The organism is Shinella sp. M27, assembly GCF_049199905.1.
Classification (GTDB): Bacteria; Pseudomonadota; Alphaproteobacteria; order Rhizobiales; family Rhizobiaceae; genus Shinella.
The window spans coordinates 60,336-83,585 of the sequence record NZ_JBLZPK010000040.1 but is presented as its reverse complement, the minus strand read 5'-3'; the positions used below and the strand labels follow the sequence as shown (position 1 = coordinate 83,585).

The following is a 23,250-nucleotide window of genomic DNA, read 5'->3' as shown; positions in this document are numbered from 1 at the left end:
CCCCGCGATCGCCATCTGCATTGCTATGAAACGGTGTTCGCCTTGCGCTTTTGTCTGATTGTCGTGCTCCTTCTTTCCTCCCTCTCGCTGGCAAAAGCCGCTTGCCAGGGACGAGAGATAACGGAAGGCATCTATAACCCGCCGGTCTGCGTTCCGGCGGAGGCCAAGCGGATCGTCACGCTCGATCCCTTGCTGACGCTCGGCCTTCTCATTGAGCTCGATGCGCCCGTCGTCGCCACGCCCTACATGGCCATCCAGGATGAAGAGGTTTTGAATGCCGTCAAACAGGCGAAAATGGTGGATCTGGGAAACCCGCGCGAACCGAGCCTGGAGCGTGTCGCGGCTCTGAAACCCGATCTCATCATCGGCAGCACAGAGGGCCATGCCGCGATTTACGAGACGGTGTCGAAGATCGCGCCGACGGTTTTCCTCGACCACATGAACTGGAAGAAATATCGCCGGCGCATCGCGCAGATCACCGGCCGGGAAGGCATGGCCGACGAGACGTTTGCAGCCTATGAAACGCGCGTTGCAGCGATCCGCGAGCGCATGAAGGGCAAGGACATCACGGTGTCCACCGTTCGTTTTGCGCCGGGCCGGTTTGTCGTCTTCCTCGATGGCCCTGCCGCATATGCGCCCTTTGCGGTTCTGCACGAAGCCGGTGTGAAGCGCACCGCCTATGAGACGGTGATGGATGGAACGATCGTCAAGCGGCCGGACTGGGAGGAACTTGCCAATCTCGATGGTGATGTTCTTCTCTACGTATCGGCCAGCGGCTTCGAAAGCGGCCCGGACGACGCGCTTGAAAAGGAAGTGACGAGCAATCCGCTCTGGCAGCTTCTGCCCGCGGTGCAGAACGGTCGCGCCCACCGGGTCGATCGGGCAACCTGGCAGAGTTTTCACGGCGTCGCCTCCGCGCACCGCATCCTTGACGATATCGAGCGCTACATCCTGGCAGATCGATGAATCGTCGAGCCGGCACGAATACCGCACGTCGCGCCATGAAGAGCGGACGCAGGCCTCTGGGCCTGCTTCTGCTTTTCTGCCTGCTTGTTGCGGCTGTGCTGTGGTCGCTCGTCGCGGGCGCGACGCGCATACCGCTTGCGACCGTGTGGAGCGCGGTTGTCGACCCTGACAGGTCGCGAGACCACCTGCTGGTCACGATGATCCGCTTGCCACGCGTGCTTGCAGCCGTGCTCGCGGGCAGTGCACTCGCCGTTTCCGGCGCCATAATGCAGGCGGTCACGAACAATCCTCTCGCCTCGCCGGGACTGCTCGGCATCAATGCCGGTGCGGCCTTCGCCGTCGTTCTGGTCATGACGCTTTTCGGGACCGGCACCGGGGACATCTATATGTGGTTCGCCTTCGGCGGGGCGGGCGCTGCCGCGCTGCTCGTCCATGTGATGGGATCCTTCGGCCCGGCAGGGCATTCGACGATTGGGCTCGTCATCGCGGGCGCCATCGTCGCAACGTTCCTGACGGCCCTGACGAGCGCCGTTCTCATCTTCGACCAGAACACGCTCGATGCCGTCCGCCTCTGGACCGCGGGATCCGTAACCGGCCGGACGATGGCGCAAAATGCTGCGGTGGCTCCCTACGTCTTGACGGGGCTTGTGGCGGGTCTGCTTCTCGGACGTCATCTCGTGACGCTGAGTCTCGGGGCCGATGCCGCGCGGTCGCTGGGGCAAAATCAGGTGGTCTGGCGATCGATTTCCATTGCGACCGTCATCCTGCTGGCCGGTAGCGCGGTGTCCCTTGCCGGGCCTATCGGCTTTGTCGGGCTGGTCGTTCCTCATATCGTGCGGCTGACGATCGGTGTCGATTATCGCTGGGTCCTGCCTTTCAGTGCGCTTGGCGGCGCGCTGCTGGTCGTGGTTGCCGATCTCGCGGGCCGTGTGATTTTCGGTAGCCAGGACTTTCCCGTGGGTGTGACGACGGCCTTGATCGGTGCACCGTTCTTCCTCTGGCTGGCGCGCAGCAGGGCAGGGAGCGGGATATGATGCGCTGCCTGCTTTTCCTGGCGTTTGTGCTTGCCGGATTGGTGATTGCCAGCCTTGCGTTGGGAGATGTCGGGTTGTCCCGACAGGATCTCTGGGAAGCGCTCACCGAACCGCGCGACATGACTTCGCAGAACGCCATGATCGTCTTCGATCTGCGGCTTCCGCGCGTTTTGCTCGCAGGCCTCGTCGGCGCGGCCCTTGCGACGGCCGGTACGATCACGCTCGCGATCATGCGCAATCCGCTCGCCGAACCGGGCGTTCTCGGTATCAACAGCGGTGCCGCGGTTGCGGTGATGGCCGTCATCGTGCTCCTGCAGGATCCACCGGTTCTCTTGCTTCCCGTTGCCGGTTTCGTCGGCGCGGCGGCGATGGCGGCTGCCGTATACCTGTTGTCCTGGTGTGGCGGGACGTCGTCGTTGCGCATCATATTAATCGGGATCGGCCTCGGCTCGCTGGCCAGCGCCGCCACAACCTTCCTTTCGGCCTTCGGCGAGATCGGCGATGTCCAGCGCGCGATGATCTGGCTGGCGGGCAGCGTCTATGACGCCAGCCTTGCCAAGGTGTGTTTCCTGTTCCTCTGGCTGGTCATTCCGCTGGCCCTGGTGTGGATGGCCTCACGCGAACTTGATCTGATCCGTTTCGGGGACGACGCGGCAAAAAGTTTCGGGCAGCCGGTGGATCGGACCCGCGGCCTCATGATCGTGCTCTGCACGCTCATCTCCGGAGCTGCCGTCGCCGCAGCGGGGCTGATCGGCTTCGTCGGGCTGGTCGCACCCCATGTCGCAGGCCGGTTGGTCGGTCCGTCTCATGTGAGGATCCTGCCCGTGGCCGCCCTCTGCGGGGCGATCCTCGTGGTGGCCGCCGATCTCCTGGGGCGGCTGGTCATTGCACCGGTCCAGCTTCCGGCCGGGATCGTGACGGGGCTGATCGGGGCTCCCTTCTTCGCCTCTCTTTTATGGAAACGTCGCCATGTCCGAGGATGAAAGCAATAGGTCGGCAAAGTTCGACGGGCAGGGGGTGTCCATTGCCTATCGCGACCGCCCGATCGTCGAAGACCTCGATCTTCCTGTGCCGAAATGCTGTTTCACGGCGCTTGTCGGACCGAACGGCAGCGGCAAGTCCACGATCCTGCGTACCTTCGCCGGGCTCATGCCACTCCTTCGCGGATCGATCCTTCTGGATGGCAGGAGTATCGCGACACTCGGCGCGCGTGAGATGGCGCGGCGTGTCGGCGTGCTCCTTCAGGGACCCGTGGCGCCGGAGGGGCTGACGGTTCGCGATCTCGTCCAGCAGGGACGTTACCCGCATCGGTCTCTTTTCGGGCGGTGGTCCGAAGCCGATCAGGCAGCCTGTGACGAGGCCCTGAGGCTGACAGGCACGACGACACTGGCCGAAGTGCCTCTCGACACACTGTCCGGCGGCCAGCGGCAGCGCGCATGGATCGCGATGACGCTGGCGCAACAGGGCGAGGTGCTGCTGCTGGACGAGCCGACGACCTATCTTGATCTCGCGCATCAGATTGAGCTGATGAATCTGATCACGGTTCTCGTGCGCAATCACCGCAAGACTGTCGTCGCCGTGCTGCACGACCTCAATCAGGCGGCACGCTATGCCGACCATATTGTCCTGTTGAAAGACGGAAGGATCAGCGCGGCGGGCCGCCCATCGGATGTGATCTCGCAACAAGCGATTGCAGAAGTGTTCGGCGTGTGGTCGGTGGTCATTCGCGATCCCGTCGCTGGAACGCCCCTCTGCGTTCCGTTGTAGCTTCCGGAGTGTGGCGGAAATATCACGTCGAGTGGGTTTTCCGGGCAGAGGCCGCACCCGCTGAAACCGAGAGCCAAAAGGATTCTGGCAACGAAATCAGACATAAAGATGAGTAATTTTGTCTTGATTTAATCGAATGACTCTCGGAGAAACTAACCTATTGCACTTGCAGGCATTTTATAGAGTCGATACCCCTTCCTCCGAAGGCCTGAAATGTTTTTTGATATCCGAATGCAGGCATGCCGTCATGCGACTGGGAACAGAGTGCTGATGTCTAACTCCTCCTCTCCGCTCGGTTGTGATGCTCTCGATAGCAACGATTTGCTCAATCGCGCGATGGAGGCTCACTACGCTGACATGACCAAGGCCGTACGGCGCAAGGGGCACCCACTCTCTACCGCCAGGGATGTGGTGCACGACCTCTACATCAAGCTGGCCGCCCAGCCCGATGTCCTGCGGAAAAAGCGATCCATCAAGGCGTTCCTCTGCCGTTCGGCCATCAATCTGGGGATCGATCGTCTGCGGCGCGAAAGCAGGGAAGCGCGCCTTTTCTCCGGCACGGAGAAGGAGGCGCTTACTGTTGCCAGCACCGGCCCGGCGCCGGACCTTGCGCTCGAGATCGAGGCGCGCATCGCCGTCTTGCGCCAGGCCATCGCCGAACTGCCCGAACGCCGCCGCGTGGTGTTCATCCTTCACCGGCTGCACCATCTTTCACCGGATGAAATTTCGCGAAAGCTCAAGATTTCCCGCAACATGGTCGACCGGCATCTGCGCCGGGCGTTCGCGCATTGCCTCGACCGTCTTCTTTGGATCGAATAAGAGTCCCGAACAGGCGGTGCCAATCGTCTACCAGGTAGACCAAGGCTCCGGGAGAAGTCGATGCGGGGCAACCGTGCCAATCAAGTTCAACGAAAACGCAACAGGGAGGCGACGGACTGGTTGTTGCGCAACCGTGATCCCGCACAACCGGTGGAAGAGAAGGCGCATTTCGCGGATTGGCTGAACGATCCGGAAAACTGTCGTACATACCGGATCGCCGAGGCGCTGATGGGAGATGCCCGTTCGGCCATTCAGTCCGATCCGGCGTTGCGAAACATCAGGACCGAGCCACGCAGCCGCGCCAAGCCCGTACTGTCGGCCATGCTGCTGCTCGCCTGTGCTGCCGCGTCGTTTCTTGCTCTCGATGGCCCGATGCGCCTGCGGGCCGATGCCATGTCCAATGCGGACGAAATGCCGGTTCTCGCGCTTGAGGACGGATCCATTGTGCAGATGAATGCGTCGTCGGCGATCGCGGTGGATTTCGACGAGAAGCGCCGGACGATCCGCCTGCTGCGCGGGCAGGCTTTCTTCCAGGTTGCATCTGTCCCCTCGAGGCCTTTTACCGTCGAGGCGGGAGACACGCGCGTGACGGCTCTCGGTACGGCATTCGATGTTCGCTACGGCGCTCTCGACACAGGGGTCACGGTCACCGAGCACACCGTACTGCTCGAATCCAGTGGGGCAAGCTCGCCATCCATGCGCGTGTCCGAGGGCGAGCAGGCCACCTACGATCGCGCAAGCGGAAAGACGCAGATCCAGGCCGTGGACGGCGTCGCGGCCCTCGCCTGGCAGCGCGGCCAACTCGCTGTGGAAAACGCGCCGCTTTCGTATGTCATCGAGGAGATAGGCCGCCACTTCTCCGGCCGGATCATCCTTGCCGGCAGCGGGCTCGCAAATCGCCGGGTGAGCGGCACGATCACCGTCTCCGATACGACGGCCGCGCTGTCCTTGGTTCGTCAGGCGCTTGGCGTGAAGATGACGCGGGTCGGACCGCTGATCGTCATTCGCTAAGGTCGATCAAGAGATACTGCCCTTTCGAGGGCGCAGAAGTCGATGACAGGAGCAATCACATGATCGCAACAACCGCCGTGGTGAAGACCGAATTTGCGGCCAAGTACCTGGTCCAGATGTGCAAGCACTTCGCCCACAAGGTGGATGTCGAATACACCGAGACCCACGGTGAATGCCGTTTTGATGGTGGTGTCGCGACCTTCGACGCAAATGCGGAGGGCCTGCATCTGTCCGTGCAGGCGCCGACCGAGGAAATCGTCGCCTGGGCCCAGTCGGCCATCGAAACCCACTTGGTGCGCTTTTCTTTCCGTGAGGATATTGAAGGCCTCGCTTGGCAGCGCTCAAATGTTACCTAGCCTGTACGGCAGCCACCGCGCCACTAAGATCGAACGAAATCATTGAATGTGGCGGATTATTCGATGAGCATGGGTCCATATCCGCTCGAGAGCTTATCGGTCGCACGGGCTCACGATCCTGAAACATCGAAATGACGGTTCTGCAGCATCAAGGGGACCGAAGGGTTGGTCTGTTGCTCGAATTGGTGAAAGAAGCCGGCCTCGATCATTCGGGCATCCTTAAACAGGGCGTAGGACACTGAGGGATCAGTGGGCACAGGGGTGGGTTCTGCTTCCAGAATGGGTACAGCAACAAATTATTCAACTGTGGTGAATGCACCGGGAAACGTCATGATGAAACGCAAGGCAATGTGTACCTGCGGCGCGCTTACGATCGTTGCGCACGGCGAGCCTGGAAAGATTTCCGCCTGTCACTGTCAGGAATGTCAGCGCCGCACCGGTTCCGCCTTCGGGGTCGCCGTCTTTTTTGCAACGGAGGTAACGGCGGTTACAGGCCCCGACGCGCTATTTTCCCGGATAGGCGATAGCGGTCTGCCGGTCGAGTTTCACTTCTGCCCCACCCGCGGGTCAGCGGTCTTCTGGAAACCTGACTTCAAGCCTGGCATGACGGCAATCGCCTTCGGTTGTTTTGAAGACAAGGAGGGGCTCAGCCCAACCCAAAGTGTCTATGACGCCCATCGCCACCTATGGGTAACGATACGAACCCCATAGGTGCCCCGTCGAACACGAGCCTGCTGCGCGAGGCCGCTGTCATCATTGCGTTCGACACACACTTCGGTGAGACGGCCACTGGCGCCTAGATACTCTTCGACGCGCCGCAGCCAGGCCAGCAGATCATCTATGTCGACGGTTCGGATCTGGAGGTCGACGAGGTTTACTGGCCGACGTTCGGCATTCACGCTGTCCGAATGCCTTTGCGAAAGCATGTTCTCGCCGACCGGCCGACGGATAGCTGTTCGGACCAAAGCGATCGCAGCCTCGCCGGCACTCGGCACATAGCTGGGATCGCGGTGGATAGATGTGCTCCTTTTCGCTCTGCGGCGGCTTCTCCTTCTCGATCTAACATCGAAAGGAGCTGCGTCTCCACTGGCGTTTGCGATGCCTAGATGGCACCCAACAACGCGCAAAAGCTTAGTGTGGCTGCGTTTGCGACCAGTTTTGAGTCTGACCCAGTTTTGATGCCGTTGTGACGATGCTGAATTGCTTGTTTCCACAGAGGAATGATCTGATGAGCACCAAGTTTGGCCCCTCAGATTTGGTGCCGGCCGGTTGCATCGCCGAACGCATCACCCACATTGACGATGAGACCTGCATCTTGCTTTCCCGAGCCGGCGCTACCGCGTCATGTCCGGCATGCGGGCGAATTTCGCGAACGGTTCGAAGCGGATATTGCCGCCAGGTCGCGGACCTCCCCCTGTCGGGAAGGCGCGTCAGGCGTATCGTGCGCACACGGAGGCTCACCTGTGACGCAGTGCTCTGCGGCAGGCAGATATTCGCCGAGCGGTTCGGCGATGTGCTATCTTCCTACGCCCGACGAACCGGGCGTGTCGGGCGTCTCGTCCACCATCTCGCCCTCGCGCTTGGAGGACGCCCGGCGGCGCGTTTTGCACAGCGGCTCATGCTTCCCGTCAGCAACGACACTTTGCTCCGCGTTATCCGCAGGCAAGGATTGCCGTCGTCGATCCCGCCCTCGGTGATTGGCATCGACGACTGGGCCTGGCGGCGCAATCACCGCTATGACACGATCGTGTGTGACTGGAGCGCCGGCGGCCGATCCGTCTGCTGCCCGAAGGTGAGCCAGCGACGGCAGAGGCCTGGTTACAGGGAAATCCTCAAATCCAGATCATGGCACGCGACCGCGGCGGCGCTTACGGGCTGGCGGCGGCAAAGGCGTTGCCCGATGCAAGCGCAGGTCGCTGATTGATGGCATCTGATGTAGAATGCTAGCCGTGCATTCCTGGATTCCGTCGCAAATCTATGCGGCAAATTCGCAAGGCGCTCGGTACAACGCGCATCAATCCTAAACTTCTGACTGCGGCCGAACGCCTTCAATACGAAGGCTATCTCAGGCGCGAGCATACCAACTCGACGATTATAGCGCTCGCAAAGAGCGGTGTTACGATCAGGAGATCGTGCGCCATACCGGTCATAGCCGCGGCTTAATCCGCCAGGTACTCAGAGGGCACCGCAACGACGTCTTTCGGTCAAGAAAGCTCGTAGGAGCCCTGTCTCGAATGCTCGATGCGCAATGGACTGCCGGCAAGCGGAACAGCACTGGGCTATGGCGGCATTGAGACCACCGGGCTTTCGTGGTTCCCGTCGGGTCGTCGGTGAATGGGTCACACGGCGGAAGCGGGCCGACAAGGCGGATGCAGAGTCGTTGATCCGCATCCGCTCTGCTCCAACGATTGCCCGCCTTTTGACAACCAGCAGAGGCAACCTGACGAAATCCGAGACCGTCATCATCGCCGCGATCGAAAGCGGCGTTCCCTTGCTCGTTGCTGCTCGCAATATCATTGCCGACTTCCATCTTATGATCCGACGCAAATCGGAAAACGAGCTCGCATCGTGGGCCGACCCCGCTTGCGACAGTCTGGTTGCCTCCTTTGGCAATGGCGTTGCGAAAGCGATACAGGCAGTCCGCGCAGCGATCGTCTAAACGTGGTCCAATGGATAAACCGAAGGGCAGATCACCAAGCTCAAGCTCGTAAAACGCCACATCTACGATCGCGGAAAGCTTGATCTTCTTCAAGCCCGCCCGATCGGCGCGACATGAGAGAATTCCACCAAATCTGCGGCAGAGCCAAAATTGGAAGCCGATTGACAGGTAGAAGTGAGGCGAGCTTGGGCATTGCCTATTCGCCATTTCCGAGCGAACCGAGTGGTCTGCCGGGAATTGTCGCCGGATCGATTTCGAACGTCCGGCAGAACGATGTGCTCGCTACAATGACCTTCTGGTCTTTGGAGAGGAAAAGCAGCGGCTCGTTCGATGAGACCACCACGGCAAGGGTGCTTGCCGCTTCGAAATGGACGATCGGTTCGTTCGACATGAAAATGGCCCTCGAGGGCCGAAAACTCGCAGGGCACGAGCCATCACTCGGCAGGAACGTCGCTGGACGCAAATCCTCATGCCGACGTTCTGAGACACCATATCATATCGAACCTGAACAGGCGTTACACTTAATCGGCATGGTCGTTGCTATGTCGAGCGTAACGGCTGGGTCGCCCGTGACATCGACGATCGTCCCGATCTCGATGAGAGTAACGCCGTGTCGTCGCCTGGATTTGAATGAGACCTCATCCTAGCCTTTTGGCGTATTCCTTCACCTGTACGCCTGCGTCAAAGGTCGTGGCGAAATCGATGCCTGATCGATGGACGCTGGCGTAGCAAGAGGAGGAGATTTGCATGCCTGTAACCGCTGATCTGATTGTCACCAATGCGCGCATCCTGACCATGGATGACGCCAATCCGCGTGCCGAGGCGATTGCACTTTCCGGCGGCCGGATCGTCGCCGTCGGCGGCGTGGACGCGGTTCTGGCGCTGAAGGGCGAGACCACGCGGGTGATCGACGCTGGCGGCACTTCGGTGCTGCCGGGCTTTATCGAAAGCCATCTCCATATGTTCGGCGGCGCCGAGGAGCTGCCGCATCTGCAGGTCGGCGATATCGAGGGCTTCGAGGCGCTGAGGGCAAGCCTTTTGGCGCATGCCGCCGCCCGTCCGAACGATGCGCTTCTGAGAGCCCATGGCGCCGGCTACACGATCATTTCTGAAACCGAGACGCTGACCCGCCACCATATCGATCGCATCGTCGCCGATCGTCCTGTCGTCATCGTCGCGGCCGACCATCACACCGCATGGGCCAATACCAAGGCGTTGGACATGGCCGGCATCCTCAAGGGCAAGGCGGTCAATCCGGGCAACGAGGTCGTCATGGGGCCGGATGGCCTTGCGACGGGCGAATTGCGGGAAGGGGAGGCCATGGCACCCGTGCTGCATCTCGCAGGCGCGAACCGCAGCCATCTCGGCATCGAGACCGGCGGCGAGCCCGACCCGGCGCCGACGGCGGCCGAATGGGAGGCCGACAAGGAGATCATGCTCGCGGGCCTCGCCCATGCCGCCAAACACGGCATCACCTCGTTCCACAATATGGACGGCAATTTCTACCAGCTCCAGCTGCTGGACGCGCTGGAGAAGGATGGCACGATCACCGTGCGCGGCCAGGTGCCGTTCCACTTCAAGAAGCCGATGACGCTTGCCGATCTCGAAAAGGCGAGCGAAATGGACCGGCGCTATCGCAGCGACTGGGTCTCCTCGGGCCTGGTCAAGGTGTTCATGGACGGCGTGCTGGAATCCGGCACGGCCTTCCTTGTCGAACCCTATGCGGACCGGCCGGATTGGCATGGCGAACCCTATTTCAGCAATGAAGAGTTTTCGGAACTCGCCACCGAGATCGACCGCCGCGGCCTGCAGATCGCGGTGCATTCCATCGGCGACGGCGCGGTGCGCCGCGTGCTCAACGGTTACGAGGCGGCGCAGAAGGCGAATGGCGTGCGCGACAGCCGCCACCGTGTCGAACATGTCGAGCTGATCACCGAGGAGGACATGCCGCGCTTTGCCGAGCTCGGCGTCATCGCCTCCATGCAGCCGCCGCATCCGCCGGGCGGCATGTGCTTCCCGCTCGAACCGACGCTCTCGCGCATCGGTGAGAATCGCCGTTACCTCGCCTATGCCTGGCGCCGCATCAAGGAGACTGGGGCAGCGCTTGCCTTCTCCTCCGACTGGCCGGTCTCGCCGATCGATCCCATCGCCGGCATCCACGCCGCCGTGACGCGCAAAGTCTGGCAGGACGGTGATCCGGACCATTCCGTCAGCCTGCACGATGCCATCGCCGCCTATACGATCGGCAGCGCCTATGCGGAATTCGCCGAAGACCGCAAGGGCATGCTGAAGCCAGGCTACTTCGCCGACCTCGTCATTCTCGACGAGGACATCGAGGCCGTCGCGCCCGAGAGCATCGACAAGATCCGCCCCAAGATGACGATCTGCGGCGGCCGGATCACCTACGCAGCCTGAGGTCAAATCACCGGAAAGCGGAAACGAAGACGCGCGGCAAAAGAAGCCGCGCCTGAAATGCGCATGTTGACGACCTTGCATTGCAGTGATATTTCACTGATGTATTAATGAGCGAGCCTGCGAGATACGCGAGCGGAGGAATGGGTGGCAACCCAGACAATGTCGGCCGCAGCAGGAGCGCGGCGACGGACATTCCGGGGCGGCGCATCAGGAAAAGCAGCGTGGGCCAGCCCGCAGCCTCGGCCGCGGGCTGGCAAGCCGTACGCATTTGACAGGGATAGCCGCTCCGTGCGGCCCAACGGGAGGACCATCGATAGTGCCGGATCGGACGCATAAGAGTGCCATTGAAGTCTGCGATGTCAGCAAGGTTTTCGGCACGGGCGACAGCCCGTTCAAGGCCCTGGATCATGTCAGCGTCGATATCCGCGAGAACGAGTTCTTCACACTGCTCGGCCCGTCCGGCTGCGGCAAGACCACGCTGCTGCGCATGATCGCCGGTTTCACCTATCCGACGGATGGCGAGATCAGGCTCTACGGCCAGAACATCGCCGCGCTGCCGCCGTTCAAGCGGCCTGTCAACACGGTGTTCCAGAACTACGCGCTCTTCCCGCATATGACGGTCGGCGAAAACATCGCCTTCGGCCTCGAAATGCTCGACCGCCCCAAGGCCGAGATCGCCAAGCGCGTCGAGGAGATGCTGGCGCTCGTCAAGATGGGGCATCTGAGGGACCGCAAGACGGCGCAGATTTCCGGTGGCCAGCAGCAGCGTGTGGCGCTCGCCCGCGCGCTTGCCCCGCAGCCGAAGGTGCTGCTGCTCGACGAGCCGCTGTCCGCCCTCGACTACAAGCTGCGCAAGGACATGCAGATCGAGCTGAAGCGCCTGCAGACCGAGACCGGCATCACCTTCATCTTCGTCACCCATGACCAGGAGGAAGCGCTGACCATGTCGGACCGCATCGCCGTCATGTCGGCAGGCAAGATCCTTCAGGTCGGCGGCCCGCGCGATATCTACGATCGGCCGGCCGAACGTTTCGTCGCCGAATTCATCGGCGAGACGAATTTCTTGAAGGCCGACGTCTTGTCGGTCGCGGACGGCAAGGCGGATGTCGTGCTGCCCGGCGGCACGCGCGTCTCCGCCCGCCTGCCCGAGGGCTTTTCGCCCGCCGGCAAGGTCACCGTGGTCACGCGGCCGGAACACGCCGCCATCGTCGCCAATCCTGAAGGCGCGCATCTCACCGGCAAGCTGTCGAGTGTGGTCTATGTCGGCACCGACACGCATTTCCACGTCGCGCTGGAAAGCGGCGACCGTTTCTGCGTGCGCCGCCAGAACAGCCTCGAACAGGGCGCGGCTTTTGCCGAAGGCGATGTGGTCGGCGTCGTGCTGGAGACGGGCGCGGCCCAGGTGCTGAAGGATTGACCCGATGAGCACTGTCACCAGCACAGCAAGCGAAGCCGCGCGCCGGGTCGAGGCGCAGGATATCCGCAACCGCTGGCTCCTTTCGACGCCGGCCCTTCTCATCATCGCGCTGGCGGCCATCGGGCCGCTCGCCATCGTCTTCGTCTATTCCTTCCTGATGCCCGGCAGCTATGGCGACGTCGTCTGGACCTTCTCGCCCGACGCGTGGATCGCCGTGCTCTTCGAAAAGGATATTTTCGACGGCACCTGGTCGATTGCCGATGCGCATCTGTCGATCTTCTGGCGCTCCGTCTGGCTGTCGCTCATGACCACGGTCACGACGCTGCTGCTCGGCTTCCCCACCGCCTATTTCATCGCCACGCGTTCCGAGCGCACGCGCGAAATCTGGCTGTTCCTCATCACCATCCCGTTCTGGACGAACCTGCTCATCCGCACCTTCGCGATCCAGGAATTGATCCGCAACGAAGGCATGATCAACACGCTGCTCATGAAGATCGGCATCATCTCAGCGCCGATCCAGATGATGTATACCGACTTCGCCATCCTGCTCGGCATGACCTATGTCTTCTTCCCGCTGATGGTGCTGCCGCTCTATGCCAGCCTGGAAAAGGTCGATTTCCGCCTCGTCGAGGCCGGCTACGATCTCTATGCCAGCCGCTGGCGGGTGCTCAAGCGCATCATCCTGCCGCTGGTGAAGCCCGGCGTGATCGCCGGCTCCATCCTCGTCTTCATCCCCTCGCTCGGCTCCTACGTCACCCCGCGCATGCTGGGCGGCGGCAGCAAGATGATGCTCGGCAACCTGATCGAGCTGCAATTCGGCCAGGGCCGCAACTGGCCGCTCGGCGCCTCGCTCTCCATGGCGCTGCTCGCCATCGTCATGATCGCGCTGATGGTGCAGGTGCGGTTTGCCGGAAACCAGGGAGGACACAACCATGGCTGAGACTTCAGGCGTCTTCGACGTTCGCCGCCAGGCCGGCTTCCCGACGATTGCGGTCGTCTGCTTATTCCTGCTCTATCTGCCGATTGCCGCCCTCGTCGTCTTCTCGTTCAACGACGGCGCGTCGATCGCCACCTGGGAAGGCCTGTCGCTGCGCTGGTTTGCGGCGGCATGGAACAACGACAAGGTGGTGGAGGCCTCGATCCGCTCCGTGCAGATCGCCGCTGTCGCCGCCGTCATCGCGACGGTCGCCGCCACCATGGCCGCCATCGCCACCACGCGCACGCGCAAATATCGCGGGCTCAATGCGAAATACGCCTTCATCAACATGCCGCTGATGGTGCCGGAAATCGTCGTCGCCGTGGCGCTCCTGATCTTCTTCTCGCGCATCAAGATGGCGACCGGCTATTCCGGCCTCGGCTATCTGATCGCCGCGCACACGGCCTTCTGCATCCCCTTCGCCTATCTGCCGATCCGCGCACGGCTGGAGACCATGGACCTCTCGCTGGAAACGGCGGCCGCCGATCTCTATGCGACGCCGTTCAGGGCCTTCCGCCGGGTGACGCTGCCCTTGCTCTGGCCGGGCATCCTTGCCGGTCTGATGCTCGCCTTCGTCATCTCGCTCGATGACGTGGTGATCACCGAATTCGTCAAGTCCGGCGGGCAGGATACGCTGCCGACCTACATGCTCGGCCAGCTGCGCCGCGTCGTGACACCCGAGATGAATGCGATTTCGACGGTGTTCCTGCTGCTCTCCATCGCCATCGTCACCCTCTTCTTCTTCATCAGCCGCAAAAAGGATTGATCCATGACCCGTACTTTAGGCCTCGCCGCGCTCAGCCTCGCGCTTCTCGGCTCCACGGCTGCGCACGCCGCCGGCGAGCTCAACATTTTCAACTGGGGCAACTACACCAATCCGGATCTCATCAAGAAGTTCGAGAAGGAATATGACGTCAAGGTCACCGTGACGGACTACGATTCCAACGACACGGCGCTGGCGAAGGTCCGTCAGGGCGGCCACGGCTTCGACATGGTCGTGCCCTCGGCCACCGTGCTGAAGGTCTGGATCGACGAGGGCCTGCTGCTCGAGGCGCGTCCCGACCAGATGGAGAACTTCAGGAATGTCGACGAAAGCTGGGTGAATGTCGATTTCGACCCCGGCCGCCACTACACTGTTCCGTGGCAGTGGGGCACGACGGGCGTTGCCGTCAACACCTCGGTCTACAAGGGCGATCCGAACACCTCGGCGCTCTTCCTCGATCCGCCGCCGGAACTGGAAGGCAAGATCAACGTCGTGCCTGAAATGTCCGACATCATGTTCCTCGCCATCCGCTATGTCGGCGGCGAGCCCTGCACGAACGATCTGACGGTCTTGAAGAAGGCGCGCGACGTGCTCGTCGCCGCCAAGCCGAAGTGGCTGTCGCTCGACTACGGCACGATCGACTCGCTCGTCAAGGGCGACTTCGCCGTCGGTGTCGAGTGGAACGGTGCCGCCTTCCGCGCCCGCCTGCAAAATCCGGCCATCGTCTATGGTTATCCGAAGGAAGGTTATCCGGTCTGGATGGACAACCTTGCCATCATCAAGGACGCCAAGAACGTCGAGAATGCGAAGCTCTTCATGAACTTCGTCATGGCGCCGGAAAACGCCGCCCTGATCTCGGCCTTCGCCCGCTATGGCAACGGCATCAAGGGCTCGGAGCAGTTCATGCCCGAGGACATGAAGAGCGCGCCCGAAGTCAACATTCCCGAAGAGTTCAAGGCGGCCGGTTCCTTCAACCTCGCCTGCTCGCCCGAGGTCCAGCAGCTCTACACGAAGATCTGGACCGAACTGATGAAGTAAGCGGAGACAATCCCGGTCGCACCTGCATGGGTGCGGCCGGGCGCTCCTGCCGGATTTTTACCGCTTGATGGCCGCGGGTTTGCATCGCCTGCCGCCGGATGGATCGTCCGCGACGACATCCGAAATCTTTCGCGCTCCTGGCCGCCGAGGCTGCCTTCCTGATGCGCATCCTTGATTTAACAATCTGAAAATAAAAGACTTTCGAGACCCGCAAACAAGCCGGTTCCGATGCATTCGCGCGCCCGGAATTAGCACTTGACAAAACTTCAGACTTCAAACAATTCTTAACTCACAAGTAAAGAAATCGCTGAGGGGCGATCCAAAATCGGGAGGGTTCAATGTTGCAGGAGCGCATTGAGGGGAAGTGGCTTGCCTGCTTCCGACGGGTCTTCGTGCTCAATGGAATGGGTCCGGGAACGCGGGTGGCGATCGTGGCGGAAACGCAGTCGCGCCCGGTGCTGGTGCAGCTTGCCGACCTTGGCTGCCACGATCTCGGTGCCGATTATTGCATGATCACCATGCCCACCCCGCGCCAGACGGCGCCCGTACCGGTCAAGTCGACCGGCACGTCGCTCGCCATCCAGGGCAACCGCGCGGCCATCGAGGCCATGAAGCAGTGCGAGATCATCGTCGACTGCACGGTGGAGGGCATGATCCATGCCGCCGAATGGCCTGAAATCGAAGAGGCCGGCGTGCGCATTCTCGTCATCTGCAACGAACACCCGGAAATCTTGGAGCGCTGCGAGCCCAAGGCCGAGCTTGGCCCGAAGGTGGCGCTCGGCATCCAGATGCTGCGCGAGGCGAAGGAGATGCGCGTGACCTCGGCTGCGGGCACCGATCTCGTCATCGACCTGCGCGATGCACCCTGCGGCGGCACGCCGGGCTTCGGCACGACGCCGGGTGCGGTGGCGCACTGGCCGGGCGGCCTGTGCCTGGCCTTCCCGGGTCCCAACACCGTCAACGGCCGCATCGTTATGGATGTCGGCGATATGAACCTGACCTTCAAGAGCTACCTGACGAGCCGCATCGATTTCACCGTCGAAAACGATTTCGTCAAGGAAATCAAAGGCGACGGTTTGGATGCCGAGCTCTTCCGCGACTATATGGAAGCCTGGGAAGACCCGCTGGCCTACGGTTTCTCGCATGTCGGCTGGGGCATGAACCCCGCCGCCCGCTGGGTCTCCGGCGCGCTCTATGACAAGCGCGACATGCAGGCGGTCGAGTTCCGCGCCTGGGCCGGCAACTTCCTCTGGTCGACGGGCGCCAACCAATATGCCGGCCGCTTCACCGAGGGGCATTTCGACCTGCCGATGCGCAAATGCACGATCACGCTCGATGGCCGCGCGGTGGTGAAGGAAGGCCGTCTCCAGGGTGACCTCGCCCTCTGACCGGATTTGAGAAGGACTGATCATGAGCGAACCTGCAGACTATTATGACCTCTCCCGCATCCGGCCCGAAGTGCTCGATGTGCTCACAAGGATCAACGAACTCGGCCGCGAGCGTTTCGCCCCGCGCGCCAAAAGCGTCGACGACGAGGCGTCCTTCCCGGTCGAGAACTACAGGGATCTCGCTGCCGAGGGGTTTCTGACCCTGACGGTGCCGAAGGAGTTCGGCGGCCACGGCTTCAGCCTCGGCGAATATGCCATGGTCGGCGCGGAGATCGGCAAATATTGCGGCGCCACCGCGCTCACCTTCAACATGCACAACTCCTCCATGATGTGGTCGCGCTTCATGTACGAGCTGCCGAACCTCACCGACGAGGACCGCGCCGCCTTCGCGCCGTTGCGCGAGCGCCAGTTCCGCCGCGCCGTCAAGGAGCAGGGCATCTATTCGCAGCCGATTTCCGAGGCCGGGCAGAACTGGACCTCCAAGCCCGCGCAGACATCCTGCCGCAAGGTTGAGGGCGGCTGGAAGATCAACGGCTTCAAGAAGTTCGCCTCGCTCGCCGGCTATTGCGACTATTATTCCATCGTCTGCACCGAGCATTTCGAGGGCATCGAGCCGCGCCACGAGGACACGATGATCTTCGTCGTGCACAAGGATGCGCCGGGGCTTTCCGTGACGGGAAGCTGGGATCCGCTCGGCATGCGCGGCACCAACAGCCGCGACCTTATCCTGAAGGATGTCTTCGTCACCGAAGAGGATCTGATGATGCCGCGCGGCATCTTCATCAAGACCCTGCCGCACTGGCCGCACATGATGGCGACGCTCTCGCCGACCTATATGGGCGTGGCGCAGGGCGCCTTCGATTTCACCGTCGCCTATCTGCGCGGCGAGGTGCCCGGCCAGCCGCCGGCCGACCGGCGCATGTTCGGCACCAAGCGCCTCACCGTGGGAAAAATGTACACCCAGCTCGCCGCCATGCGCGCGCTGTGGTGGCAGGCCTTCATGGAGGCGCAGGGTTTTCCGACCAAGGCGCAGGTCATGCGCATGTATGCGGCGCAGTACAACGTCATGGAGGGCGTGCAGGAGATCGCGGCACTCGCCATCCGCACCTGCGGCGGCCAGTCCATGCTGAAGACCATGCCGCTGGAGCGCATGTATCGCGACAGCCGCTGCGGCGCGCTGATGCTGCCCTATACGACCGAGATCATGGAGGATTATCTCTCCGTTCTGACGCTCTACGACATGGACGAGCTCGACAAGGCGCCGGGCGACGAGGGCGGTGCGCGCTCCTCGCTGTGGCGCGGCACGGGCGGCACGCTGAAGGGGCTGCGCTGAGCCATGGTGGAGGAGCGGGTTCAGGTCATCGGGTTTTCCGCGGCAGAACCTGCCGCAGTCTGGGCTGTCGCCGGCAATTTCTGCGGCGTCTGGCATCCCGTGATCGCGAAGATCAGGGCCGAGCGCGATGACCGCGGCGCGCTGATCCGCGCCTTCACCGCGAAGGGCGAGGATACGCTCTACCGCGAACAGCTGACCTATCGTTCCGACACGGATCGCGTGCTCGCCTATACGCATCTCGAAGGCATTGCCGGTGTCGAGCGCTACGACGCCCGGCTTCAGGTCTTTGCCGGCGAGGCCGGCGGCAGCCGGATCGAATGGTCGGCACGACTTTCCGCCTCCGCCGAACGCGCCTCCGCGATTGCCGCCGGCACCCGGGCGATCTTCGAAATGGGAATTGCGGCGTTTGATGGTCTCGTCGGCGATGTGCGGCCGAACAAGCCCGCTGTCTCGGAGGAGGAGACGCCCGCACTCCGGACGCTTTTCATCGACGGCGATGCGCAACTCGCGCTGACCGTCTCGCCGCAGAAGTCGGGGCCGCTGGTGCTATTCCTGCACGGCATCGGCGGCGGTCGCAGCAACTGGCTTGCTCAGCTTCGCGCGGTTGCGCCGACCATGCGAGCGGCCGCGCTCGACCTGCGGGGCTATGGCGAAAGCAGCCTCGGCGGATCGCAAAGCACGGTCGAGGACTATTGCGACGACATTCTGCGCGTTGCCGATGCGCTGGGCGCTCAAAAACTCGTGCTCTGCGGCCTCTCCTACGGATCGTGGATCGCCACCACCTTCGCCATGCGCCATGCCGAGCGGTTGGCGGGCCTTGTGCTCTCGGGCGGCTGCACCGGCATGTCCGAGGCCGGTGTCGCGGAGCGCGATGCCTTTCGCACGGCGCGGGAAGTGCCGCTCGATGCCGGCAAGACGCCGGCCGATTTTGCACCCGCCGTCGTCGATGTGCTGGCCGGCCCGAATGCCGGGGAGGTGGTGCGCCAGACGCTCCTCGCTTCCATGGCGGCGATCCCCGCTTCGACCTACCGGGATGCGCTCACCTGCTTCACAAACCCGCCGGAGCGTTTCGATTTTGCCAAACTCACCATGCCGGTGCTGATGATGACGGGTGAATATGACCGCCTCGCATCCCCGGCCGAGATCCGCGGCGTGGCGAACCGGATCGTCGAGGCCGCCCCACGCGCCTCGGTCCGCTTCGAGGTGATCGCGGATGCCGGCCATGTCTGCAATGTCGAGCGGCCCGAGGCCTATAACCGGGTGCTCACGGAATTCCTCTCGGAGGTCGCGTCATGACGGCTCTTCCCAAGCGCCAGCAGAACCGCATCCTGCGCGAGCGCCGCATTCTCGACGCCGCCCTCGTCGTCTTCTCGCAGAAGGGCTTCGTCAGCGCCTCGATGGATGACATCGCCGCCGAGGCGGGGCTGACCAAGCCGACGCTCTACCAGTATTTCCCGTCCAAGGACGAGCTCTTCACGGCCATGATGACCGAGGAGCGCGACCACATGCTCGAATCCTTCGAATATCCCTCGGCCTCCGGCATGGTCGCCGAACTCTACGCCTTCTCGTGGCACTATGCCGATGTCGTGCTGCGGCCCGACATGCTGAACCTTGCTCGGCTGATCATCGGCGAGGCGCAGCGGCTGCCGGATATCGGCCGTGCCTATCAGGCCTCCGGCCCCGACCGGGTGCTCGCCGGCATGATCGCCTATCTGGAGCGCCAGCGCGCGGCGGGCCTGATCGTCTTCGACGATGCCGAGCTTGCGGCGGAAGACCTCTGGGGCCTCATCCTCTCCGCGCCGCGCAACAGGGCGCTGCACATTCCCGATGCCGTGCCGGACCACACGACCATCGAACGCTATATCCGCAATGGCCTCCGCGTCTTCCTGCGCGCCTATTCCACGGCGCCGGATAAGGACCTTGCCACCCTTTCATCCCTGACACCGCCGCCGGCCACCGAAACGGAGTGACCATGACCCTCGACGCCTATCTCGACGATCCCGCAAGCCGTTTCGCCACCGTCGCCATGACCGATACGAACGGCCTTTTGCGCGGCCAGATGGTGTCCGTGCGCTCGCTCGCCGGCATCGCGCGCGCGGGCATGGGCATGTCGCCGGTCACCTTCGCACTCGATCCGACCGACGTGGTGCTGAACATTCCCGGCGTCTCGGACGACACGTCGGATTTCCACGACGACCCGCTGGTGCTGGACCCCTCCACGGTCCGCCGCCTGCCCTGGTCGAAGCCGGGCCACGACCTGCTGGTGCTCTCCAACTATGGCGGCGCGACATCGGCGCTTTGCCCGCGCTCGCTTCTGACGCGGGTGCTGGCGCGGGCCGGGGAGGCGGGTTATGCGCCGCGTTACGGCATGGAGCTGGAATATACGCTGTTCGACGAGACGCCGGAAAGCGCGCGCGAAAAGGGCTATCGCAACCTCAAGACGGCGACCATGCACAAGAGCCACGACCTCGTGCTCTATCAGGTGCAGCAGACGGAGTGGTACGAGGCGCTCGCCGAAATCTGCGAGCCGCTGAAGATCGACCTCGCCAAGATGCATGAGGAGATCGGCGGCGGTTTTCTCGAAGCCTGCATCGCCGCCGGCACGGGCCTGGAGCCCGCCGACCAGCTCGTGCTGCTCAAGAATTTCGTGCGCGCCCTGGCGCAGCGCCAGGGCAAATGCGTCACCTTCATGCCGCGCTGGACGGAGGATGCCGACAGCCAGTCGATTCACCTCCATGTCAGCCTGACGGACGGGGAGGGCAGGAAGGTCTTCCACGATCCCGCAGGCAGAAACGGCATGTCAGAGACCTTCCGCCACTTCATCGGCGGCCTGCAGAAATATATCGGCGACATGACGCTGATCTTCCAGCCGACTGTCAATTCCTACCGCCGTTTCGCGCCCGGCACCTTCGCGCCGCCCGGCCTGACCTGGGGCTTCGAGAACCGCACGACCTGTTTCCGCGTCGTCGGCCATGATGCCGGCTCGCTGCGCGTCGAAAACCGCCTGCCGGGTGCTGATACCAATCCCTACCTGACGGTCGCAGCGACTGTGGCGGCCGGTGTCGCCGGGATCGTCGAGGGCATCGAGCCGGAGCCCGAGGTCATCGGCAACGGCTATGTGCAGGCGGGTGCCGGCCCGGATTTCGCCCGCTCCATGCCCGAGGCGATCCAGCGCCTGCGCAACTCCACCTTCGCCAAGGACTGGCTCGGCGAGCGCTTCGTCGAGGCCTTTGCCGCGAGCCGCCAGAGCCAGCATGACGAATTCTGCAAGAAAGTACCCGATGTAGAACTGCAACGCTTCTTTGACCTGGGGTAGTGCCATGAAACCGGAACTTCGCCTGCAATTCTTGGAAGGCATGAGCCGCGCCGCAACCTTCGTCGCCGTGGTGACGACGGACGGCGAGGCGGGACGCTTCGGCGTCACGATCAGTTCCCTCACATCGGTCTCGGCCGATGGCGACCATCCCTCGCTGCTTGCCTGCCTCCACCATATGAGCCCGGTCGCCGCGGCGATCCTGAAGAACCGGTCCTTCTGCGCCAACCTCCTCCAGGAGGACCAGCATCAGGTCTCCGACCTTTTCGCCGGGCGGCTTTCGGCCGGCGAACATGCCGAGCGCTTCGAACGCACGCCCTGGTCTTTAGGCGAACTCGGCCAGCCCTCGCTTGAAGGGGCCACCGCCAGCTTTCAGTGCCAGGTCGCGACCTCGGTGCTCTGGGAAACGCATCACATCATCGTCGGGCGCGTTATGAACGTTCGCTTGTCGGAAAATCCGGCCTCTCTGCTCTACGGCCACCGGGCCTATCACCGGGCGGTTCAACTGCCGTAGCGCACATAAAAACGAAAAGAGGCTGCGCATGCCGGTCGGGTGAGCCGGCGCATGGGGAACAAAACTGGAGAGACCAATGACTGACGTTACGACGGCGGGGGTAAACCAACTCCGCAGAAATTCGCTGGGGCTGATCGCCGTGACCTTCATGGTCATCTCGGCCGCGGCCCCGCTCACCGGCGTGGCCGGTGCGGTGCCGATCGCCTTCCTGCTCGGCAACGGCACGGGCGTTCCCGCAACCTTCCTTCTGATGACGCTGATCATGCTGGCCTTCTCGGCCGGCTACGTAGCGATGTCGCGCCACGTCACCAATGCCGGCGCCTTCTATGCCTATGCCGCGCGCGGGCTCGGCGGGCGCATGGCCGGTGCCGTGGCGATCATCGCGGTGGTCGCCTACAATGCCATGCAGTTCGGCCTGATCGGCCTGCTCGGCGGCGTGGCAGCAGGCGTGTTCGCCGGCTTCGGCATCGAACTGCCCTGGTATCTCTGGAGCCTGATCGCCGTCGCCCTCGTCGGCATCCTCGGCTACCGGCAGGTCGATCTCTCGGCCAAGGTGATGATCGTGCTTGTGCTGCTCGAATATCTCATCGTGCTGCTGGTCGATTTCGCCATTCTGGGCAAGGGCGGGGCAGGGACCCTTTCGTTTAATTTCTTCGACACGACGGCCATGTTCTCCGGCTCGCTGACGGCCGCAGTCCTGTTCTGCCTCGGCTCCTTCATCGGCTTCGAGGCGACGACGATCTATGCCGAGGAGGCGCGCGATCCGGAAAAGACCATTCCGCGTGCGACCTATCTCTCGGTCCTGATGATCGGCCTGTTCTTCGTCTTCACCACCTGGCTGATGATTGCCGGCGTCGGAGCCGAGAAGCTCCTGCCGACGATCGGCGCGCTGCCGGACCCGACCGCCTTCTTCTTCGATCTCGCCGGCAGCTATGTCGGCGGCCCGGTGCCGGCGATTGCCGGTCTGCTTCTGGTGTCGAGCCTGTTTGCGGCGATCAGCGCCTTCCACAACTACATCGCCCGCTACAGCTATGTCGCGGGTCGTGAGGGCCTGCTGCCGGCCGCCTTCGGCCGCACGCATGATGCGCATCAGAGCCCGCATGTCGGCTCGGTGGTACAGACAGTGATGGCGCTTGTCGTGCTGGCGGTCTTTGCCGGCCTCGGGCTCGATCCGGTGCTCAACATGTTCACCTGGATCAGCCAGGTCGGCACGCTCGGCGTGCTCGGCATGATGACGATCACCTCGCTCTCGGTCATCGTTTTCTTCCGCAAGCGGGGCGGCGACAATCCGGTGCTGACGACGCTCATCCTGCCGGCCGTCTCCGGCCTCGTGATGGCGGCGCTCTTCGTCTACATCTTCATCAATTTCGGCGATCTCACCCAGACCGCCGGCGGTTCGCTCGGCATCATCCTGCCGGCGCTGATCCCTCTCGCGGGCATCGTCGGCTTCCTGATGGCGAGCCGCCTCAAGGCATCCGACC

At 62.8% G+C, this 23,250-nt stretch carries 20 protein-coding genes and 2 pseudogenes; 21 read left to right on the top strand and 1 reads right to left on the bottom strand.

Going from position 1 to position 23,250, the window contains the following annotated elements; translation table 11 throughout:
• The 9 genes and pseudogenes from ACOZK4_RS16845 to ACOZK4_RS16805 form a co-directional block, all read left to right on the top strand.
• Positions 1-966, top strand: a 966-nt coding sequence (locus tag ACOZK4_RS16845) for an iron-siderophore ABC transporter substrate-binding protein (RefSeq protein ID WP_421592882.1), incomplete at its 5' end; no start/stop codon positions are given.
• A gap of 35 nt (positions 967-1,001) precedes the next feature.
• Entirely contained in the window at positions 1,002-2,000 is a 999-nt protein-coding gene (locus ACOZK4_RS16840; RefSeq protein WP_421592920.1) for a FecCD family ABC transporter permease, read from the top strand.
• A complete protein-coding gene (locus ACOZK4_RS16835; RefSeq protein ID WP_421592881.1) occupies positions 1,997-2,983 on the top strand; it encodes a FecCD family ABC transporter permease in 987 nt (328 codons plus the stop codon). Before ACOZK4_RS16840 ends, ACOZK4_RS16835 begins: the two co-directional genes overlap by 4 nt.
• Complete coding sequence (locus ACOZK4_RS16830) at positions 2,970-3,767, top strand: ABC transporter ATP-binding protein (RefSeq protein WP_421592880.1); 798 nt, start codon at positions 2,970-2,972, stop codon at positions 3,765-3,767. The genes ACOZK4_RS16835 and ACOZK4_RS16830 overlap by 14 nt, the downstream gene beginning before the upstream one ends.
• 270 nt (positions 3,768-4,037) lie before the next feature.
• Entirely contained in the window at positions 4,038-4,586 is a 549-nt protein-coding gene (locus ACOZK4_RS16825; protein WP_421592879.1) for an RNA polymerase sigma factor, read from the top strand.
• A 60-nt stretch (positions 4,587-4,646) separates the two neighbouring features.
• Positions 4,647-5,597 carry a FecR family protein gene (locus ACOZK4_RS16820; RefSeq protein WP_421592878.1) on the top strand — a complete coding sequence of 317 codons (951 nt, stop codon included), beginning with the start codon at positions 4,647-4,649 and terminating at the stop codon, positions 5,595-5,597.
• A 59-nt stretch (positions 5,598-5,656) separates the two neighbouring features.
• Positions 5,657-5,953 carry a DUF2218 domain-containing protein gene (locus ACOZK4_RS16815; protein ID WP_313523418.1) on the top strand — a complete coding sequence of 99 codons (297 nt, stop codon included), beginning with the start codon at positions 5,657-5,659 and terminating at the stop codon, positions 5,951-5,953.
• Between the two features lie 333 nt (positions 5,954-6,286).
• Positions 6,287-6,664 (top strand): GFA family protein, encoded by a 378-nt coding sequence (locus ACOZK4_RS16810; RefSeq protein ID WP_421592919.1) that lies wholly within the window; start codon positions 6,287-6,289, stop codon positions 6,662-6,664.
• A 517-nt stretch (positions 6,665-7,181) separates the two neighbouring features.
• Positions 7,182-8,729, top strand: a pseudogene (locus ACOZK4_RS16805) (ISL3 family transposase).
• 82 nt (positions 8,730-8,811) lie between these two features.
• Here the strand turns inward: ACOZK4_RS16805 and ACOZK4_RS16800 are convergent.
• Positions 8,812-9,003, bottom strand: a pseudogene (locus ACOZK4_RS16800) (PAS domain-containing protein); the annotation flags it as partial.
• 356 nt (positions 9,004-9,359) lie between these two features.
• On the opposite strand from ACOZK4_RS16800, the gene ACOZK4_RS16795 reads away from it, so the two are divergent.
• The 12 genes from ACOZK4_RS16795 to ACOZK4_RS16740 all read left to right on the top strand — a co-directional run.
• Positions 9,360-11,027 carry an amidohydrolase gene (locus tag ACOZK4_RS16795; RefSeq protein WP_421592877.1) on the top strand — a complete coding sequence of 556 codons (1,668 nt, stop codon included), beginning with the start codon at positions 9,360-9,362 and terminating at the stop codon, positions 11,025-11,027.
• Positions 11,028-11,343: 316 nt separating this feature from the next.
• On the top strand, positions 11,344-12,444 hold the full coding sequence (locus ACOZK4_RS16790) for an ABC transporter ATP-binding protein (protein WP_421592876.1): 1,101 nt from the start codon (positions 11,344-11,346) through the stop codon (positions 12,442-12,444).
• Between the two features lie 4 nt (positions 12,445-12,448).
• A complete protein-coding gene (locus ACOZK4_RS16785) occupies positions 12,449-13,384 on the top strand; it encodes an ABC transporter permease (RefSeq protein WP_421592875.1) in 936 nt (311 codons plus the stop codon).
• Positions 13,377-14,186: an ABC transporter permease gene (locus ACOZK4_RS16780; protein ID WP_421592874.1), complete on the top strand. Its 810-nt coding sequence runs from the start codon at positions 13,377-13,379 to the stop codon at positions 14,184-14,186. Before ACOZK4_RS16785 ends, ACOZK4_RS16780 begins: the two co-directional genes overlap by 8 nt.
• 3 nt (positions 14,187-14,189) lie before the next feature.
• Positions 14,190-15,221, top strand: a complete 1,032-nt coding sequence (locus ACOZK4_RS16775; protein ID WP_421592873.1) for an extracellular solute-binding protein — start codon at positions 14,190-14,192, stop codon at positions 15,219-15,221.
• A gap of 338 nt (positions 15,222-15,559) precedes the next feature.
• Complete coding sequence (locus ACOZK4_RS16770; RefSeq protein WP_421592872.1) at positions 15,560-16,609, top strand: peptidase M29; 1,050 nt, start codon at positions 15,560-15,562, stop codon at positions 16,607-16,609.
• A gap of 22 nt (positions 16,610-16,631) precedes the next feature.
• Positions 16,632-17,942: an acyl-CoA dehydrogenase family protein gene (locus tag ACOZK4_RS16765; RefSeq protein ID WP_421592871.1), complete on the top strand. Its 1,311-nt coding sequence runs from the start codon at positions 16,632-16,634 to the stop codon at positions 17,940-17,942.
• 3 nt (positions 17,943-17,945) lie between these two features.
• Positions 17,946-19,238, top strand: coding sequence for an alpha/beta fold hydrolase (locus ACOZK4_RS16760; RefSeq protein ID WP_421592870.1), 1,293 nt, complete (start codon positions 17,946-17,948; stop codon positions 19,236-19,238).
• Complete coding sequence (locus tag ACOZK4_RS16755) at positions 19,235-19,912, top strand: TetR/AcrR family transcriptional regulator (protein WP_421592869.1); 678 nt, start codon at positions 19,235-19,237, stop codon at positions 19,910-19,912. Before ACOZK4_RS16760 ends, ACOZK4_RS16755 begins: the two co-directional genes overlap by 4 nt.
• 2 nt (positions 19,913-19,914) lie before the next feature.
• Positions 19,915-21,258, top strand: coding sequence for a glutamine synthetase family protein (locus ACOZK4_RS16750; protein WP_421592868.1), 1,344 nt, complete (start codon positions 19,915-19,917; stop codon positions 21,256-21,258).
• 4 nt (positions 21,259-21,262) lie between these two features.
• On the top strand, positions 21,263-21,769 hold the full coding sequence (locus tag ACOZK4_RS16745) for a flavin reductase family protein (protein WP_421592867.1): 507 nt from the start codon (positions 21,263-21,265) through the stop codon (positions 21,767-21,769).
• 76 nt (positions 21,770-21,845) lie between these two features.
• Positions 21,846-23,250: APC family permease (locus tag ACOZK4_RS16740; protein WP_421592866.1), on the top strand; the 1,405-nt coding region annotated here is incomplete at its 3' end.

Bases quoted from the DNA above. Each gene is read 5' to 3' on its own strand.
- ACOZK4_RS16750 (WP_421592868.1), top strand. From the start codon at position 19,915: ATGACCCTCGACGCCTATCTCGACGATCCCGCAAGCCGTTTCGCCACC.
- ACOZK4_RS16835 (WP_421592881.1), top strand. From the start codon at position 1,997: ATGATGCGCTGCCTGCTTTTCCTGGCGTTTGTGCTTGCCGGATTGGTG.
- ACOZK4_RS16825 (WP_421592879.1), top strand. From the start codon at position 4,038: ATGTCTAACTCCTCCTCTCCGCTCGGTTGTGATGCTCTCGATAGCAAC.
- ACOZK4_RS16775 (WP_421592873.1), top strand. From the start codon at position 14,190: ATGACCCGTACTTTAGGCCTCGCCGCGCTCAGCCTCGCGCTTCTCGGC.
- ACOZK4_RS16745 (WP_421592867.1), top strand. From the start codon at position 21,263: ATGAAACCGGAACTTCGCCTGCAATTCTTGGAAGGCATGAGCCGCGCC.
- ACOZK4_RS16815 (WP_313523418.1), top strand. From the start codon at position 5,657: ATGATCGCAACAACCGCCGTGGTGAAGACCGAATTTGCGGCCAAGTAC.
- ACOZK4_RS16760 (WP_421592870.1), top strand. From the start codon at position 17,946: ATGGTGGAGGAGCGGGTTCAGGTCATCGGGTTTTCCGCGGCAGAACCT.
- ACOZK4_RS16810 (WP_421592919.1), top strand. From the start codon at position 6,287: ATGAAACGCAAGGCAATGTGTACCTGCGGCGCGCTTACGATCGTTGCG.
- ACOZK4_RS16755 (WP_421592869.1), top strand. From the start codon at position 19,235: ATGACGGCTCTTCCCAAGCGCCAGCAGAACCGCATCCTGCGCGAGCGC.
- ACOZK4_RS16830 (WP_421592880.1), top strand. From the start codon at position 2,970: ATGTCCGAGGATGAAAGCAATAGGTCGGCAAAGTTCGACGGGCAGGGG.
- ACOZK4_RS16840 (WP_421592920.1), top strand. From the start codon at position 1,002: ATGAAGAGCGGACGCAGGCCTCTGGGCCTGCTTCTGCTTTTCTGCCTG.
- ACOZK4_RS16820 (WP_421592878.1), top strand. From the start codon at position 4,647: ATGCGGGGCAACCGTGCCAATCAAGTTCAACGAAAACGCAACAGGGAG.
- ACOZK4_RS16785 (WP_421592875.1), top strand. From the start codon at position 12,449: ATGAGCACTGTCACCAGCACAGCAAGCGAAGCCGCGCGCCGGGTCGAG.
- ACOZK4_RS16770 (WP_421592872.1), top strand. From the start codon at position 15,560: ATGTTGCAGGAGCGCATTGAGGGGAAGTGGCTTGCCTGCTTCCGACGG.
- ACOZK4_RS16795 (WP_421592877.1), top strand. From the start codon at position 9,360: ATGCCTGTAACCGCTGATCTGATTGTCACCAATGCGCGCATCCTGACC.
- ACOZK4_RS16765 (WP_421592871.1), top strand. From the start codon at position 16,632: ATGAGCGAACCTGCAGACTATTATGACCTCTCCCGCATCCGGCCCGAA.
- ACOZK4_RS16780 (WP_421592874.1), top strand. From the start codon at position 13,377: ATGGCTGAGACTTCAGGCGTCTTCGACGTTCGCCGCCAGGCCGGCTTC.